The organism is Streptomyces sp. G7(2002) (assembly GCF_028870195.1).
In the GTDB taxonomy this organism is placed as follows: Bacteria; Actinomycetota; Actinomycetes; order Streptomycetales; family Streptomycetaceae; genus Streptomyces; species Streptomyces nigrescens.
In genome coordinates this window covers 9,298,620-9,316,336 of record NZ_CP102609.1, presented here as the reverse complement: position 1 = coordinate 9,316,336, position 17,717 = coordinate 9,298,620, and the positions used below count along the sequence as shown (strand labels likewise).

At 71.0% G+C, this 17,717-nt stretch carries 10 protein-coding genes; 2 read left to right on the top strand and 8 right to left on the bottom strand.

What is annotated here, in order from left to right; translation table 11 throughout:
* Nucleotides 1-82: 82 nt before the first annotated feature.
* A complete protein-coding gene (gene cas5, locus NUT86_RS40175) occupies nt 83-688 on the bottom strand; it encodes a CRISPR-associated protein Cas5 (RefSeq protein WP_274740310.1) in 606 nt (201 codons plus the stop codon).
* On the bottom strand, nt 685-1,401 hold the full coding sequence (cas7i, locus tag NUT86_RS40170; RefSeq protein WP_274740308.1) for a type I-B CRISPR-associated protein Cas7/Cst2/DevR: 717 nt from the start codon (nt 1,399-1,401) through the stop codon (nt 685-687). Before cas7i ends, cas5 begins: the two co-directional genes overlap by 4 nt.
* A gap of 226 nt (nt 1,402-1,627) precedes the next feature.
* On the opposite strand from cas7i, the gene NUT86_RS40165 reads away from it, so the two are divergent.
* On the top strand, nt 1,628-2,338 hold the full coding sequence (locus NUT86_RS40165; RefSeq protein WP_274740306.1) for a DUF4232 domain-containing protein: 711 nt from the start codon (nt 1,628-1,630) through the stop codon (nt 2,336-2,338).
* Between the two features lie 308 nt (nt 2,339-2,646).
* Entirely contained in the window at nt 2,647-5,532 is a 2,886-nt protein-coding gene (locus tag NUT86_RS40160) for an AfsR/SARP family transcriptional regulator (protein WP_274740304.1), read from the top strand.
* 61 nt (nt 5,533-5,593) lie between these two features.
* Here the strand turns inward: NUT86_RS40160 and NUT86_RS40155 are convergent, their stop codons facing one another.
* The 6 genes from NUT86_RS40155 to NUT86_RS40130 all read right to left on the bottom strand — a co-directional run bounded on the left by NUT86_RS40155 (nt 5,594) and on the right by NUT86_RS40130 (nt 17,666).
* Nucleotides 5,594-11,677 (bottom strand): non-ribosomal peptide synthetase, encoded by a 6,084-nt coding sequence (locus NUT86_RS40155; protein WP_274740302.1) that lies wholly within the window; start codon nt 11,675-11,677, stop codon nt 5,594-5,596.
* Nucleotides 11,678-11,706: 29 nt separating this feature from the next.
* Nucleotides 11,707-11,913 (bottom strand): MbtH family protein, encoded by a 207-nt coding sequence (locus NUT86_RS40150; protein WP_109886511.1) that lies wholly within the window; start codon nt 11,911-11,913, stop codon nt 11,707-11,709.
* Nucleotides 11,914-12,024: 111 nt separating this feature from the next.
* Nucleotides 12,025-12,801 (bottom strand): thioesterase II family protein, encoded by a 777-nt coding sequence (locus NUT86_RS40145; protein WP_274740300.1) that lies wholly within the window; start codon nt 12,799-12,801, stop codon nt 12,025-12,027.
* A gap of 154 nt (nt 12,802-12,955) precedes the next feature.
* Nucleotides 12,956-14,773, bottom strand: coding sequence for a non-ribosomal peptide synthetase (locus tag NUT86_RS40140; RefSeq protein WP_274740298.1), 1,818 nt, complete (start codon nt 14,771-14,773; stop codon nt 12,956-12,958).
* Nucleotides 14,770-15,738, bottom strand: coding sequence for a TauD/TfdA family dioxygenase (locus NUT86_RS40135; RefSeq protein ID WP_274740296.1), 969 nt, complete (start codon nt 15,736-15,738; stop codon nt 14,770-14,772). The genes NUT86_RS40140 and NUT86_RS40135 overlap by 4 nt, the downstream gene beginning before the upstream one ends.
* A 638-nt stretch (nt 15,739-16,376) precedes the next feature.
* Nucleotides 16,377-17,666 carry an MFS transporter gene (locus NUT86_RS40130; protein WP_274740294.1) on the bottom strand — a complete coding sequence of 430 codons (1,290 nt, stop codon included), beginning with the start codon at nt 17,664-17,666 and terminating at the stop codon, nt 16,377-16,379.
* Nucleotides 17,667-17,717: the final 51 nt, after the last annotated feature.

The following is a 17,717-nucleotide window of genomic DNA, read 5'->3' as shown; positions in this document are numbered from 1 at the left end:
GTGCGCCGTCCGGACGCGTTCCGTCGTCGTACCCGGTGTCCTGGTAGGCGCCGCGCACGCGATGGCGGCCGGCCGGCAGGTCTCACCACAGGTAGTCGCTCCAGCGGGTGCTCATCCGGTCGGTCGAGATGGACGCCGCCATGCGGTGGGCGACCGCGGACGGCACGTCGTGACCGGAGACCGGCGCCAGCGCATGCCCCACGATCGCCTCCTCGACAGGCTCCAGCACCACCTGAGCACGCGCTTCGACATGGACGAGATCCTGCGACCGGCCCAGGCGCAGTGCCCAGCGCGGTCGCCGGAACGCCCGCGCGACACGGTCGCCCTCCCTACCCGGCAGCCACACCGTCAGGTGCACGCCCGTCAGGAAGGGGCGGCTGCGGAGCGTCATACCGCCCTTCCCGGCACGCACCCGCCCGGACACAGCCGGGTTCAGGCCGGTGGCGTCGATGGGGCGATACGTCTCGGCGTCCACGCCCTCGCCCTCGGAGCAGGCCGTCATCCCGAAGGCCAGGGACTCGCAGGGCGCGCCAGTGGCAGCGGCGAGCAGTCCCCGCACCGTCGAGGGCGGCGGCACCGGAAGGCCCCGGGTGAGGCCAGGGAAGAACGGATCACGGAAGGACGCCACGGGGGCGTAGAACTCAAGCCGCCAAGCGGGCAGCGGCTCGCCGCACGACACCTCGGTCACCGGGCGGGATCCTCGAACCAGGCGTCCAGCGCCGTGGACCGCATCTCGGCCGCCAGCCCGCGCAGGACCGCCCGCGAATGGTCGATCACGACGGTCTGCTCGGCGAGTTCCTCCGCGCACTCCTTCTCGAAGTCCTCGCGCAAGTCATCGCGGAACCCGGGACGCCAGCCGATACGCACCGGGGCCTCCCACTCCCCCTCCCACGCGGCCAGTTCCTTGCGCAGCACGTCGCCGCGCACCCGCAAGCCCGTCTCCTCATCGCCGTCGATCACATGGGCGAGCGGGTTGACGCCCCCCTTGAAGGGGACCAGCACGATCAACGACGGGACTCGGTCGCCGTAGTGCAGCGCCTGCTTGGCTCCGCCGCTGAGGTGGGCCAGCGACTCCAGAAGCAGCGCGGCCCGTCGCTTGCGCTCCTCGATCGGCAGCCGCACGGCGTGCTGATCCCGGAACGTCGTAGCGGTGGCACCGGAGGCCGCCGCTTCAGCGACCTGCAGGGCCTGCTCGCTGGTCAGGTAGTTCGGACGTCCAACGCCATTGGCACCCGGCAGCGTGAAGGTGCCGATCCTCGGCAGGTCCAGGAGAAACGGGGACGCGAGGTCGGCGGTGTAGAACTCGTGGCCGTGCAGCTGACGCGATCGGCGAGTACCTCGACGCGGCGCTGGACTACAACCGTGCCGATGCCGAGGTCGCGGCACCCGCAGAGTCGTCATCCGACGGCTAGGGCGTGTCTCCCCCTAGCGGCATGCCGCAGATCGGCCCCGTTCGAGGCAGGCGGGCCCACACCCCGCTCGGTACCGACGAGGCCGAACCGGGCGCCGGGGCGTTAGCGGGACATCAGCCGGGCGTGAGCCAAACGCCAGCGGATCCGGCCAGGCTGGTCTCGCGGCGGGAAAGCGAATCCGCGAGTCCCGCACGATCACACGGGGGAACCTCAGCATGCGCACATCGCGAATCAGCACCACCGTCCTGGCCGCCACCGCCGCCGCACTGGCCCTGACCCTGACCGCCTGCGGCGGCTCGGACAGCGCCGCCGGCGCGAAGGCCGGCACGAGCCGGAGCGGCAGCACGGCCGACGACTCGAAGGCCTCGGACAAGACCTCGGAAACGGGCGGCGGCAAGGGGACGGGGGCGCAGGCGATCACTGCCACCGGACACGGCGCTTCCGCTTCCGGCTCGCAGGCCGGCTCCGGCAAGGTGATCACCGTCGGCTCCACGGACACTCGCCAGTGTCACGGCGACGAGATCTCCTACTCCGTACTGCACCGCTTCCCGAAACAGCAGGGCGAGCACCTCCTGATCACCGCGCGGAACGCCGACTCCAAGCCCTGCTGGGTCACTTCGTACCCGTCCGTCATTCTCGGGGACACCTCGAACGTCCTGCGCCTCTCCCCCAAGGACGCCCCGGGCGGTAACACCCGCATCACCCTCAAGCCCGGCGGCAAGGTCTACTCCGCCGTGAACCTCTTCACCGACAGCGCGGCCACCCACGCATCGGGGACCTTCTCCCTCGCCCTGCGCGACCAGACCGGCGACACCGGACCGGCCACCGAACAAGACACCTTCGACGGCAAGGGCGTGCCCTCGAAGTTCAGCTGGACCAGCGCCGACGTCACCAACTGGAACACCACCAAGCCCTACGACTTCTGAAACAAGTTTCGCTCGGATGCCGTGCGGGTCCCCTGCTCGCCGCCACCACCCCTCACTCAGTCGCCGCGGCATCGGTACTTCCGTGGGTATTTGGCCCTACTCATGCGTCCCGACGCGTCAACACCGGTTTCCTGTCGGTTAGTTGGTATACAGGAGCAATGTCACACTTATCCGCACTACACGGAGTGGCCCACCTCCGGCTGCTCGGTCCCGTCGAATATGTTTCGGCTGACGGAACGGCCGGACGGCCCGGAGCGCCGGGGCCACAGGCCGTCATGGCGGCGCTGGCACTCCGTGCGAGGACCCTGGTGACGATCGATCAGCTGGTGGACGGTCTGTACGACGACGATCCGCCCGCCTCCGCCCGCCGAGTGATCGTGAACTATGTCCATCGGCTGCGAACATACCTCGACCGCGCGCACGCGGCGGGCGGGAAAGGTGGCGCCGCGGCAGGTGGAGACGGTGGGGCCACGGTCATCGGGACCATGGCGGACGGCTATGTCCTACGACTGCCGGCCGAGCGTGTCGACGCTCTGCTGTTCGGCCAACTCACGCTGCGGGCCCGGCGCGCGGCCGCGCAGGGCGATCCCGCGTACGCCGCGTCCGTCCTGAAGGGGGCGCTCGGTATGTGGCAGGGCCCGGCGCTGGCCGGGCTTCCCGGGCCCTACGCGCAGGAGCAACGCCGGGCGCTGGCCGAACAGCGGGCGTCGGCGACGGAGCACCACCTGGAGCTGTCGCTGGCGTGCGGGCGGCATGAGGAGGTGGTGCCGGAGATCCTGTGCGCTCTGGAGGCCTATCCGTACCGGGAGCGGCTGCACGGTGCGCTGATGCTGGCCCTGTACCGGTCGGGGCGGAGCGCCGATGCGCTGCTGGCCTACGATCACGCCCGCCAGGTACTCGCGGACGAGATGGGCATCGATACGGGCCCCGCCCTCGACGAGTTGCACGCCGCGGTGCTGGCGGGTGACCGGACTCTGTTGGCGGTTCCTGATACGGCGAGGACCGCTGCCGTCCCGGCCGAGGTGCAGGTGCGGTCGGCCGTCCCCGCACTGGGGGTACCCGCCCAGTTGCCGGCTGTACCGTGCGACTTCACCGGGCGGCACGACGAGGTCTGCACCCTGGTCGCCGCGCTCAGCGGGCACGCCGCGCACCCCGTCGCGGTCATCACAGGGATGGGCGGCGTAGGCAAGACCGCGTTGGCCCTGCGCACCGGGCACGCGGTCATGGGGTCCTTCCCCGACGGCCAGTTGTACGCCGAACTGCGCACACCGTGCGGCGCTCCTGGTGACCCGGCCGACGTTCTGGCCGGTTTCCTGACCTCACTGGGCGTGCCGCACGAGCGCCTGCCGGCTTCGGTGAGCGACCGCGCGGCACTGTTCCGCACCCTGCTGTCGGACCGCGCCGTGCTGGTGGTGCTGGACAATGCCGCCAGCGTCGCCCAGGTCGAGCCGTTGCTGCCCGGCGCCGACCAGTGCGCGGTCCTGGTCACCGCCCGTGCGCTGGCGGCGCTGCCGGCCGCCGTCAAGGTGTCGCTGGAGGGCCTCGAACCCCACGATTCCGTGGAACTGATCGGCAAGGTCGCCGGTATCCAGCGGGTCGAGGAGGAGCCGGACGCCGTCGCGGCACTCGCCGCCGCCAGCGGCCATCTGCCGTTGGCGCTGCGGGCGATCGGCGCTCGCCTCGCGCTCCGGCCGGCCTGGCCGGTCGCCACGCTGCTGTCCCGGATGTCCGACGATGCCAGGCTGCTCGGGGAACTGCGGGTCGGTGAGCTGACGGTCGAGGCGGTGTTCGAGCAGTCGTACGCGCAGCTCTCCCCGCAGCGGGCCCGGGCGTTTCTGGAATTGTCCCTTCCGCACTGCGTCGAGTTCGGTGTGAAGGGCGCCGCCGCGGTTCTCGAACTTCCGGAGCGGGAGGCGGAGGACGTACTGGAAGCCCTGGTCGACGCGGTACTCCTGGAGACTCGCGCACCTGGCCGCTACCGCTACCACGATCTGGTCGGGGCGTATGCGCGGGCGACGGCCCGAGTGGAGCTGACCGACGAGGAACTCCGCCAAGTCGTGTGCCGCGCCGCCGACTTCATGTGTGCCAGTGTCGCCGGAGCGGTCCTGGCGACCCAGCCGCTGGGCGGTCGGCTGACCGCTGAGCTGCGACCGCGGCGGTCGGCGGGCGAGGACGTGGGGACCGGCAAGGAGGCGATGCGGTGGATACAGAGAGCGCTGCCCACCGTGGCCGCCGTGGCGGAGCAGGCGGCCGGCAGCGGAGACCCGGAGGCGGTGGCGCTCGCCGTCGACGGGCTGATGCTGACCCCTTGCTTCGAGGAGACCGTGCCCCTCGGGATGTTGGCGCCGGCGGCCACCGCTCTGGTGCGGTCCGCGGTCGCGTACTGCGACGAGGACGTGGTGGGCACAGCTCATTACGCGGCCGGGGTGATCCTCAAGAAGCACTCCTCGCTCGACTGCCTCGACCGCTCACGGGCGCATCTGCTGAAGGCGCTGGAGATCTTCGGTGAGTCTCCCGCACCAGCCGATGGCCTCCGCCCTTTCCTGACGGTTCTCTTCACCCATGCGATGCTGGCCCACCTCGACGCCATGTGCGCCGACTTCGCCTCGGCCCGCGCCCATGCGGAGCGGTCGGTGGAGATGGCGTTGGTCACCGGCGATCAGGGGCTGGTCACACGGCGGCGCACCCTTCTGCTCCAGATCCGGGCCCAGGACCCCGGCAGCAGGAGGGACCTGGCCCGGATCCGCGAGCAGTGCCGGGAGCTGGCCGCCCTGCTGACCTGCGGCAATGACGTGAAGTGGCTGATCCGGGTGATGACGACGGAGGCGGACACCCTGTTGTACGGCGGGCGCCCCGCGGAGGCGGCCGCGCTCTACCGCCAGGTGTTGCAACGTACCCGGACCAGCGGCCATGCCAGGAACGAGACCGAGTGCCTGTACCGGCTCGCCGAGGCGCTGCTGCTGACCGGGGACAACGATGCCGCCGTCGACCATGCGCAGCAGGCTCTTCAAGGCGCTCAACTCGCCCAGGAACACCTGCTGATGGCGCGCAGTCACCAGGCTCTCGGCAGGTCCCTTCAGGCCGTCCGGGCCGAGCAGGTGGACGAGGAAGCGGCGGGGCATCTGGAGAAGGCCGCGGAACTGTACCGGGTTCTCGGACTCCATACGGGTTCCGGGGTCGCGGCCGGTCACTGACCGCGTCCCGCCCGGACTCCGCTGGGAATCCGGGCGGGACGCGATCAGTCGTACTGTGGCCTCACTTCCTGCGCCCGGCACACCAGTTGGCCAGCACCGGGCCGATCTGCGCGAGCTGCTCGGGGCGGGTCAGCTCGCCGTGCGCGCCACGTACGGGTGTGACGGCGAGCCGGCCCGCCACGTGGGGCCGCCAGGCCTGCGGGCGCTGCATGCCCGGAAGCCAGCCCTCGGTGGCCTCGAAGAACAGCACATCACCCCGGAACGAGCGCGGAACGAATCCGTCCTGGAGGCGGCTGTTGCGCGCGAACACCCGGACCATGGCCGCCAGGCCCTGTTCCCCGAGCAGGGCGAGCGGGCCGGCCGTGGAGTCCGCCTGGTGCCCGAGGGAGTCGAACAGGGCCTGCCGCAAATCTTCCGCGTCCTGTGCGTCGTCCCCGTCCGTCCCTGATCCGCTCTTCTTCGCCCTTCCCTTGTCGTGGCCGTCGACGGTCGCGCTCGACGGGTAACTGTCCATCAATACGAGCGAGTTGACCTTCTGCCCGGCCTCCTGGAGCCGTACCGCCATCTCGTGGGCTACCACCCCGCCGAAGGACCAGCCGAGGAGCGAGAAGGGGCCGTCCGGCTGTACCGACCTGATCTGCGCGAGGTAGGCGTCCACCATCTCCGTCATGCTTTCCGGAGCCGCATCGGGCTCGGTGAGCCCGTGTGCCTGGAGGCCGTACACGGGCTGGTCGGGTGCCAGGTGGCGGAGCAGCCCGGAGTACACCCAGCTGGTTCCGGCCGCCGGGTGGACGCAGAAGAGCGGCTCGGGGGGTGTGGCGCCCCGTGTGCGGGACGGCGTGGCCGCCCGGCGTACGGAGCGCAGCGGGAGCAGGACCGCGAGGGAGTCGTCGGGCGTGTCCTGCGAGAGCCGGTCGGCGAGTCCGGCGACGGTGGGGGTATCGAACAGGGTCCTGATGCCCAGCTCGGCGCCGAGCACCGAACGCGCCCTGGCGATCAGGCGGGTGGCAAGCATCGAGTGGCCGCCCAGGGCGAAGAAGTCGTCGTCGATGCCCACTTCGGGCACCCCGAGGACCTCGGCGAACAGGCCGCACAACAGCTCCTCGCGTACCGTTCGCGGGCCTCGGCGGTGCTCCGCCGTCCTCTCCCCCGGTGCCGGCAGCATCCGCCGGTCGAGCTTTCCGCGTGAGGTCAGCGGCAGGGCGTCCAGGAACACGAAGGACGACGGCACCATGTGGCGGGGCAGCGACGCCGTGGCGAGGCGGCGCAGCTCCCTGGCGTCCGCCCGGCCCTGCTCCGTGGGAACCACATAGGCGACCAGCTTGCGCTCCCCCGGCTGGTCCTCGCGGACGATCACGGTCACCTGGCGGACCGCGTCGTGTCCGGCGAGCACCGACTCCACCTCGCCGGGTTCGATCCGGAAGCCGCGGACCTTCACCTGGTCGTCGGTGCGGCCGATGTATTCCAGGACACCGTCGGCGCTCCAGCGCGCCAGGTCCCCGGTCCGGTACATGCGCTCCCCCGGCTCTCCGAACGGGCAGGCCACGAACCGCTGTGCCGTCAGCCCCGGCCGGCCCAGGTAGCCGCGGGCCGTCCCCGCTCCGGCCAGATACAGCTCGCCGACCACCCCGGCGGGCAGAGGCCGCAGGCCCACGTCGAGCACGTACATGCGGTTGTTGCCGATCGGCCGGCCGATCACCGGCCGCTCGTGTTCCGCCGCCGCGCCGTGCGAGACGTACACGGTGCACTCCGTCGGGCCGTAGGTGTTGAAGCCCTCGGTCCCGGAAGTGGCGCGGAGTTCGCTCCACAGCGCCTGGTCGACGGCCTCGCCGCCGAGCTCGACGATGCGTGGTTGCGAGGGCTGCCCTGCGGACAGCATGCCCGCCGTCATCAGCTGCCGGCAGTACGTCGGCGAGATCTCCATGTAGTCGATGCCCGCGGCGCCGATGTACTCGACCATCGCCTCCGGGTCGCGGCGGACCTCGTCGTGCACGAGGTGCAGTTCATGGCCGCCCAGCAGCCACAGGACCGGTTCCCAGGAGGAGTCGAAGGTCAGCGGTCCGGTCACCAGGGCACGGATCCGGTGGTCCCCGGCGGCCGCCACCTGTGACGCGAACACCGCGAAGTGGGCGTGGAACAGGTTGCTGAGATTGCGGTGCTCCACGGCCACCCCCTTCGGCCGGCCCGTCGAACCCGAGGTGTAGATGACGTAGGCGAGGTGGTCCGGGCGCAGCGGTACGGGCCGGTCCGCAGGGTGCGGGTCGACCGGCGCGTACCGGCTGAGGGACTGAAGTACGACAGGGTCGTCGAGAACCAGCACCTCAAGCGAGGGATCGGCCCCCGGCCGGAGCCGGGCCACGTTCTCCGTGTCGGTCAGCAGGAAGGACGGCGCGGCGTCCGCCAGCATCAGGGCGATCCGGTCCTCGGGGTACTCCGGGTCCATGGGCACGTAGCAGCAGCCCGCTTTGAGTGCGGCCAGCAGCGCGACGATGTGCTCGCCGGCCCGTGGGAGCAAGGTGGCCACACGCTGTTCCGGCCGGATGCCCTGGCTGATCAACAGCCACGCCAGTCGGTTCGCGCGGGCGTTCAGCTCGCGGAAGGTCAGGGTGCCGTTGGCGTCGACCACCGCCGTGGCATCGGGGTTGTTCCGTACCTGCTCCTCGAAGATCTCGTGCACCGGCCGGTCGTCCGGCAGCGGAAGGGCGGTGTCGTTCCACCCGGAGAGGATCCGGACGCGCTCCTGTGGGGAGAGCAGCTCCATCGCTCCGATGGGAGTGTCCGGGGCGGCGCCGGCGGTGGTGAGGAGGCGCAGCAGCCGCTGGGTCAGGGCCTCGGCGGTGGCATGTTCGAACAGGTCGGCCGAGTAGTGCAGCAGGCCGTCGACGCCGTCGGGGCTGCCGGCGGCCCCGTGCCGTTCGGTGAAGGTGAAGTCGAGGTCGACTTTGGTGGGGGCGGTGTCGAGGGGTTGGGGGGTGATGGTGGTGCCGGGGAGGTCAAGGGTGCCTTCGGCGTTGTTCTGGAGGACGAGCATGGTCTGGAAGAGGGGGTGGCGGGCCGTGCTCCGGTCCGGATTCAGCCTCTCCACCAGCTGCTCGAAGGGCAGATCCTGGTGCGCGAACGCCGCCAGATCGCCTTCCCGTGTCCGGGCGAGCAGCTCACCGAACGACGGATTGCCCGAGGTGTCCGTCCGCAGCACCAGCGTATTGACGAAGAACCCGACGATGTCGTCCAACGCCTGATCGGTTCGGCCCGCCGTCGCGGTACCCAACGGGATGTCCGTACCGGCCCCCAGCCGCGTCAACAGCGCCGCCAACCCCGCCTGAAGCACCATGAACAGCGTCGCACCCTGCTCACGCGCCAGCGACTCAAGACGCCCATGCAGGTCGGCGGGCAGTTCGAAGCGTATGAGGCCGCCGGAGTGGGTGGGCCGGGGCGGACGCGGCCGGTCGGTGGGGAGAGCGAGTTCCTGCGGAAGGTCCCTCAGCGTCCCGGCCCAGAATGCGGCCTGCTCCTTGCCCACGTCCGCCAGAAGCTCACGCTGCCACAGCGTGTAATCCGCGTACTGGACCGCCAGCGCCTCCCACACAGGAGCACTGTCGGTGAGGCGGGCGCGATAGGCCATGGACAGATCGCGCAGCAGGGGCACCAACGACCAGCCGTCGCTGGCGATGTGATGCAGGGTCAGCAGGAGTAGGTGGTCGTCGGGGGCGAAGGTGAACAGCGTGACCCGTAGGGGCAGTTCCTCGGCGAGGTCGAAGGGCGTGAAGGCCGCGGCGTGGAAGCGGGCGGAGATCTCGTCGGCGGAGCACGGCACCACGGTGACCTCGACGGCGGCCTCTTCGGGGGCGAGCAGCTGCTGGCGCGGTTCGCCGTCGTGGGCGGGGAAGACTGTGCGCAGCGCCTCATGGCGCCCGACCACATCGTTGACGGCGGACTGGAGGGCGTCCACATCCACCGGGCCCCGCACCCGGAAGGCGAACGGCGCGTTATAGGTCGGACTCTGCTCCAGACGGTCCAGGAACCACAGCCGCTGCTGCGCGAACGACAGCGGCACCACCGCAGGCCGCGCCCGCGCCGTCACCGCCGGCCGGGCCGCGGCACCATCGGCCAGCAGTTCCGCCAGCCCTGCGGCCGTCGGGGACCCGAAGAACTCCCTGACGCCCAGCTCCACACCCAGCACCGAACGGATCCGGCTCAGCAGTCGAGTGGCCAGCAGCGAGTGGCCGCCCAGGGCGAAGAAGTTGTCCGTCACGCCCACCGTCGGCACACCCAGCACCTGGGCGAACAGCTGACACAGCACCTCCTCCCGCGCCGACCGCGGCCCCCGCTCCCCCCTCTCGGCACCGTCGGGGCCGTTCCCGGACGTCGCACCGGCAGCTGCGGCACCCGCGGCACCGTCAGGCTCGGACGCGCGGCGGGCGGGGAGACGATGTTCGGCCGTCCGGTCCAGCAATGCCCGCTGCTCTGCCCGCGACGCGAAGATCTCCAGCGAACCGATGGCAGTGTCCGGTGCGTCCGCTGCGGCGTCGAGAACGCGGATGAGGAGGCGGATCAGCGTGTCCGCGGTGCTGCGGTCGAACAGATCGGTGGCGAACTGGAGGATGCCGGACATGCCCAGGGGGCGTTCGTCGGCGTCCCGCTCCTCCGTGAAGCTCCAGCCGAGGTCGAATTTGGAGGGGGCGGTGTCGAGGGGTTGGGGGGTGATGGTGGTGCCGGGGAGGTCAAGGGTGCCTTCGGCGTTGTTCTGGAGGACGAGCATGGTCTGGAAGAGGGGGTGGCGGGCCGTGCTCCGGTCCGGATTCAGCCTCTCCACCAGCTGCTCGAAGGGCAGATCCTGGTGCGCGAACGCCGCCAGATCGCCTTCCCGTGTCCGGGCGAGCAGCTCACCGAACGACGGATTGCCCGAGGTGTCCGTCCGCAGCACCAGCGTATTGACGAAGAACCCGACGATGTCGTCCAACGCCTGATCGGTTCGGCCCGCCGTCGCGGTACCCAACGGGATGTCCGTACCGGCCCCCAGCCGCGTCAACAGCGCCGCCAACCCCGCCTGAAGCACCATGAACAGCGTCGCACCCTGCTCACGCGCCAGCGACTCAAGACGCCCATGCAGGTCGGCGGGCAGTTCGAAGCGTATGAGGCCGCCGGAGTGGGTGGGCTGCGGGGGACGCGGCCGGTCGGTGGGGAGCGCCAGCTCCTGCGGAAGATCCTGGAGCGCCTCGGCCCAGAATTCCGCCTGCTGCCCACCCACCTCCGCCAGAAGCTCACGCTGCCACAGCGTGTAATCCGCGTACTGGACCGGCAGTGCCTGCCACGTCGGCGTGCTTCCGTTGCGGCGGGCGCGATAAGCGGCCGACAGATCGCGCAGCAACGGAGCTTCCGACCAGCCGTCGCTGGCGATGTGATGCAACGTCAAGAGCAGTACGTGCTCGTCGGGAGCGGTCGTGAACAGCGAGGCGCGCAAGGGCAGTTCGACCGCCAGGTCGAAGGGGGCGAACGCCGCGTCATGGAAGAGGGAGGCCAGCTCCTCGGCGGCACACGGCACCACCGCCACCTTCACCGTCGCATGCTCGGGTGCCAGGATCTCCTGGAAAGGCTCGTCGTCGCGGACGGGGAAGACCGTGCGCAGCGCCTCATGGCGCCCGACCACATCGTTGACGGCGGACTGGAGGGCGTCCACATCCACCGGGCCCCGCACCCGGAAGGCGAACGGTGCGTGGTAGGTCGGGCTTCGCTCGAGACGGTCCAGGAACCACAGCCGCTGCTGCGCGAACGACAGCGGCACCACCGCAGGCCGCGCCCGCGCCGTCACCGCCGGCCGGGCCGCGGCACCATCGGCCAGCAGATCCGCCAGCTCCGCCACGGTCGGCGAACCGAACAGTTCGCGGACGCCCAGCTCGACGCCCAGCACCGAACGGATCCGGCTCAGGAGCTGGGCGGCCCTGAGCGAATGGCCGCCCAGGGCGAAGAAGTTGTCCGTCACCCCCACCGTCGGCACACCCAGCACCTGGGCGAACAGCCGGCACAACACCTCCTCCCGCACCGACCGCGGACCCCGCTCACCCCTCCCGGCACCGCCGGGGCCGTCCCCGGACGGGACTGTGGCGTCGGTCTGCTCCGCGGCCGCGGGGCTTTGCGCTTGCGTCATGGTGCTCCTCCCTTGGAGACGGAGATGGGTCAGTTGCCGGTGGCGGGCTGCGGCGACAGGTCGCGCCAGTGCTCCTCGATGTGGTCGAGGCAGGCCTGATATCCGTCGGCGCCCCGGGTGACCGTCCAGCCCTGGGGAGGTGCAAGGTGCGACGGCCAGAGGGAGTGCTGGTGGTACTGGTTGACCAGGACGAGATAGGTGCCGTCGACGTCTTCGAAGGGGTGCGTGTGCGTCACGGGGAATGTCCTTTCAGGTGGCACGGAGCGGTGTGGGACGGAGCGGTGCGCGCGATGGGGCAGTGCGGAATGGCCGTGTGGGGCGGAGCGGACGGGCCCCGTCCGGCGGGCTCAGACTGCGGCGGGTGATGCCGGTGCGGTGAGCGGTGCGATGTAGGCCGGCAGCTGCCGCCAGATCTCCAGGGTGTAGAAGTGCCCGCCGGGCAGCACATCGTGGCGGTACGCACCGCGCGCGAGCCGGCGCCACTGGTTTCCGGCGTCCGGCTCGATGACGTCGTCGTCCGTCGCGGAGAGCATCTGGACCGGGACGCCTACCGTGGCCCCCGGCCGGCAGCGGAAGGTGTCACGGACCCGGATGTCCGCACGCATGAGCTCCACGGCCATCTCCTGGAGTCCCGGGTCCGCCAAGACGTGTTCGGGCATCAGGCCGTTGGTGCGCATCCAGTCCAGCAGCTCGGCGTCGGTGTCCTGGCGCGCGGGGAACATGTCCCGTGGAGTCAGTCCGCGGTCGGGTGCGTTGCACGAGGAGACGACCAGCGCCTCCGGTGCCGGGCCGGCCGCATCCTCGATCCGGGCTGCGACGTCGAAGGCCATCCATCCGCCCATGCTGTGGCCGAACAGGACGTACGGCCCGTCGGCCGCGGAGAGCACGGCGGTGGTGGCATCCGCGGCGAGTTCCTCCCAGTCGGCCGCGTACGGCTCCAGGAAGCGCCCCTCCCGGCCGGGGTAGCAGATGGCGGAGAGGGCCACCTCGGCGGGCAGGCTGTCGCTCCAGGAATGGTAGGGCCCGGTGCCGCCGCCGCAGAAGCCCAGGCAGAGGAGCGTGCGGACGGTGTGGCGGTCCGGTGGTTTGATCGGGATGACGGTGGTGTCCTGAGGTCCGGCCATCGTGGCCATCTCCCTGTCTGTGTGGGGGCTCTGTGGTGCTTCTTTGGTGTCTCTGTGCCGTCTCTGTGGTGGCGGATCGCGGTATCCGCGGAGGCGACTCGGTGACGGTGGCGCAGGAGGTGCGCGGTGGCCGCGGGAGGGGGATGCCGGACCGTCAGCGGCCGGTGCGCAGGCTTTCGACGTGCCGCGCCAGGTCCCTGAGCCGCGGATGGCGGTAGACCTCGCGGGCCGACATGGCGACCCCCAGCTGCTTCTTCAGCCGGGCCACGACACGCAGGGCGATCAGCGAATGGCCGCCCATGGCGAAGAAGTCGTCGTCGGCCCTGATGTGCTCACGGCCGAGGACCTCGGACCATACGGCCGCGATCAGCGTCTCGGCCTCGCCCTCCGGAGCGCTCTCCGGGGCCGCCGAGGCCGGTTCGGGCGCGGGCAGGGCGGCGAGGTCGACCTTGCCGTTCACGGTCAGCGGTATCGCGTCGAGTGCGAGGTAGGTGGTCGGGAGCATGAACTGCGGCAGGACGGCGGCCAGATGCGCGCGGAGCGTCCCGGGGGTGGGTGTGCCAGTGGCAGGCGTGTCGCCCACGGCACCAGTCGCCGCGACGTAGTACGCGGCGAGCTGTTCGCCCGCGGCCGTGCCGCTGTGCAGGGTGACCACGGCGGCCGCCACGCCCGGATGGGTGGTCAGTGCGGCCTCGATGTCGCCCAACTCCACGCGGTATCCGCGGAGTTTGACCTGACGGTCGCTGCGTCCGCGGTATTCCAGTGAGTTGTCGGGGCGCCGGCGCACCAGGTCTCCGGTGCGGTACATCCGCGTGCCGTCGGCGGCGAACGGGTCGGCGACGAACCGCGTGGCGGTGAGCGCGGACCGGTTCACATAGCCGACGGCCAGCTGCCGTCCGGCGAGGTAGAGCTCGCCCTCCTCGCCGAACGGCACCGGCCGCAGCGCGGTGTCGAGGACGTGGCACCTTACTCGCGGCAGGGGACGTCCGATGTGCGGAGCGGAGTCCTCGATCCAGGCAGCGGTGACGTCCACCGTGCACTCGGTGGGGCCGTAGAGATTGACCGCTTCGAGACGCCGGGCGTCGTGTGCGGCCGCCAGCTCCCGCCAGGTGCCCTCCGGTACCGGCTCGCCGCCCATGAACAGCCGGAGCGGTCGCCCCTCGGTGGAGCGTACGAGCAGGTCGTCGCGGAGCAGGGGCCAGTGCGACGGGGTCAGGTCGAGGTCGTGCACCCCGTTCTCGTCCAGTACTGCCCGTAGCAGGGCCGGGTCGGTGCGCTCCGCCTCCCCCAGGACGACCACGGTGTCGCCCCGGCACACCCGTGCCCACTGCTGGACCGAGGCGTCGAAGGAGACGCTGGCGTTCCAGGCGACGACCCGGTGCCGCTGGTCGTAGAGACCCGCCTCTTCCAGCCCGGCGACCAGTGCCGCCACCGCGCCCCGGGTGGATTCGACGCCCTTCGGTACGCCCGTGGAGCCGGAGGTGTAGATGACGTACGCCGGAGTCTCAGCGGAGACCGGTACGGGCGGTGCCGGAGTGTGCTCCGGGGCCTCCGGAGGGGGTGCGACCGGAAGGGTGCGGACACCTTCCGGCCACACCGGGCCGTCGCTTCCGCCGGTCAGCACCACGTCGATGCCCGCGTCGCGCACTATCGCGTGCAGGCGTTCCTGCGGATATGCGGGGTCGAGCGGTACGTAAGCGGCGCCGGTCCGCCAGACGGCGAGCAGCGCGACGACGAGGTCGGTGCCCCGGGGCAGGCTGATCCCGATCCGCCGGCCGGGCGCGGCGCCGTGGCCGGCCAGCACTCCCGCCAACCGGGCGGTGTGCCGGTCGAGTTCGGCGAAGGTGAGCGCACCGTGATGGCTGACCGCGATCCGGTCCGGGGCCGCCGCGACGGCCTGCTGGAAGCGGGTCAGCAGATCGACGGTGTGGTCCGGTGCGGTGTGGCGGGGGTCTTCGAGGATCTCGGTCATGCCGCCCGCTCCTCTCCCGGGGCGGGCGGCACGGTGGGCCGACAGCCCGCGAGGTCGACGGGTTCGCCCATCGCGACGACGATGCGACGGTCGCCGCGGAAGGGGTCGCGGCCATGGGTGGCCAGCACGTTGTCGACGAGCAGCACATCGCCCGGCTGCCAGGTCTCGCGCACCGTCGCGCCCTCGTAGGCGGCGTTGATGGCGTCGAGTTCGTCGCGGCTCAGCGGCACGCCGTCGCCGAGGCCGGTCTCGAAGGGCAGGCCGTCCGGCCCGAATTCGTCGAGCAGCGCCTCTCGGATCTCCTCGTCCAGCGACCAGGAGTTCCAGAACGCCATGTGGTTGAACCAGACCTCCTCCCCCGTCTGCGGATGCCGGATGATCCCGGGCCGCAGTTGCCGGGTACGCAGTCCGCCCGAGGCGTCCCATTCGCAGGAGATGAGGTTGTCCGCGCAGTACTTCTCGGCCCCCTCCCGGGTGTCGGCGGCGAACGCGGTGCGCCAGTCCAGGGAGATGTGATCGGAGTAGTTGCGGGTCAGCAACCAGCCGGCCGAGCGCATCCGCTCGACGAGCGGGGTGGGTATCCGGCGGAGCACTTCGCGGCAGTCGGCGACCGGTGTCGCTCCGCCCTCCTCCGGCGCCGTCAGGCAGGAGAACAGCAGCAGACCGGGGAAGGTCAGGGTGTAGCTGTTCTCGTTGTGCATACGGATCGGCTGGTTGGGCGGGAGGTCGGTGGAGGAGTAGACGTCGTTTCCGTAGCTGCTGCGGGGGGTGGCCTTCTCGCGGTAGGGAGTGCGGCGGGGCACCAGGACGTCGCGTACCGTCGCGAAGTCCTCGACGTCACGGACCGGGAGGCCCCGCAGGTAGACCGCACCGTGCCGGTGCAGTGCCGTGCGCAGCTCCGCGTGGACCGAACCGAGCCACTCGGCTGCTTCGGCGGCGTCGGCGAAGCGGGGGACGTGTGCCATCGCCGGCTTACCGGGTTCGAGGGTCCAGACGGGGGGTCCCGCGGTTGCGGACCGGGAAGAGCTCATGGTTGTGCGCTGCCTCTCGTGTGGTTGCTGACGGTTGTCCTCGGACGCTGACCGGGGGAGGTCACCCCCATCCGGTGTCGTTCCGGGTCCCGGACGGCTGGGGCATGTGCTGCGCGGGGTCGGAGAGCGAAAGCATGGAATTCCTTTCACGTCATTCGGAAGGGGTGGACGGTTCCGCCGGGGGAATCGGCGCGGCAAGTGGAATCGGTGCGATACGTCGAATCGGCACCGGACTCGGCTCGGTGCACCGCACCCGGCTCGGTCCGTCCCGCGTACTGAGCACGCGACGTTCTGCCGAAATGCGCTGCGGAATTGCTCGGGCCCCGGGCCCCGGGTGCCGGACGCATTTTCGGGCCGTGCCGACCCGCTTCACGTTGTCATCGGGAAAGGCGTGCACCAAGAGCGTTCGGGGAGGGTGTTCATGCCTGTCGCATAAAGGAGAGGGGACAAAAGGGGCATCCGTGGATGCGGGTCCGGAGCGGCCGGCGCCCCGTCGGCACGGCGTGGACGGGTGGGAACGAACCCAGACGAGCCCTGGCGAGCACGCAAGAGGGGCACGGCCGTCGTCCGGTTCAGCTCGGTTCGGCCTCGCGCGCGGGCAGGTCGCGGCGGGAGCGGATCGGGGACCACACCAGGATCAACGCCGCCAGCGGCATGCCTGCGGTCAGCAGCCACATCGTCGCCCTCACCCCCACCAGCGTGCCGAGGCCACCTGCGAGGAGCGCGCCCAGCGGCAGGGTTCCGTAGTTGAGGAACGCCGAGCAGGCAGTCACCCGGCCGAGGACACCGGAGGGGCAATACCCCTGGATGAAGCCTGCCTTGATGATGTTTCCCGCCACCACGCCGAGCGCGGCAGCGCCGTAGCCGACGACGAAGAACGCCAGTCCGGCGCCGTCACGGGTGAGCGCCATCAGCGGGGCGAGGGCGGGCACACCCAGCTCGAACAGGAGCAGGGCCCGAGCAGTGCCGAGCCGGGCCGCGCCCCGGCGCACCAGCAGCGCGCCCAGGACGCCCCCTGCGCCGCCGAGACCCACCAGCGCCCCCACCGCACCGGAGGACAGACCGATGTCCCGCACCAGGAAGACGACGAGCAGGGCCTGACAGCCCCCCAGAGCGAGGTTCGAGGCAGCTCCGAAGAGAGTGAGGCTGCGCAGATAGGGATCGTGGGCGACCAGCCGCACCCCCTCCCGTACGTCCCCGAGCAGCGGCGCGCGACGTCCTGGCCGGGAGGCCGCTGCCGGCGGCTCGCGGTGCCGGATGCGGCCTATGCACAGGAAGGAGATGAGGAAGGTCGCCGCGTTCGTCAGCATGCCGTCGACCGCACCGGCGGCCTGTGCGATCAGGCCTCCGGATCCCACACCGGCGATCTGCGCCGCGGCGGCGCTCCCGTGCAGCTTCGCGTTCCCCTCGGCCTGGTCCGGGGCGCTGAGCAGGGTGGGGAGATAGGCGGTGTACGCAGTCTGGAAGAAGACGGCCGCCGAGCCCACCAGCAGGGCGACCAACAGCAGTTGGCCGATGCCGAGCACACCGCACCATGCGGCAACCGGGACGCTCAGGAACAGGGCGCACGAGACGGCGTCGCAGACCAGCATGACCGTGCGGCGGCGCAGCCGGTCCACCCAGACTCCGGCGGGCAGCCCGATGACGAGCCAGGGCAGCCAGGTCGCGGCGTTGAGCAGGCTCACCGCGAAGGTTCCGGCATGCAGCACGGAGACTGCGGCCAGCGGCAGCAGCACACCCGTGACGGACACGCCGAACTTGCCCGCGGTCTCCCCGTACCACAGCTGCCGGAAGTCCCGGTGCCGGCGTAACAGTCCGCCGCCCGCGCTGCCTGCCTCCCGGTGCCCGGTCTTCACCGGCACGGGGAGGTGCCCGTCTGCTGCATGTTGACTGGCTGTTGATCAAGCATGTCT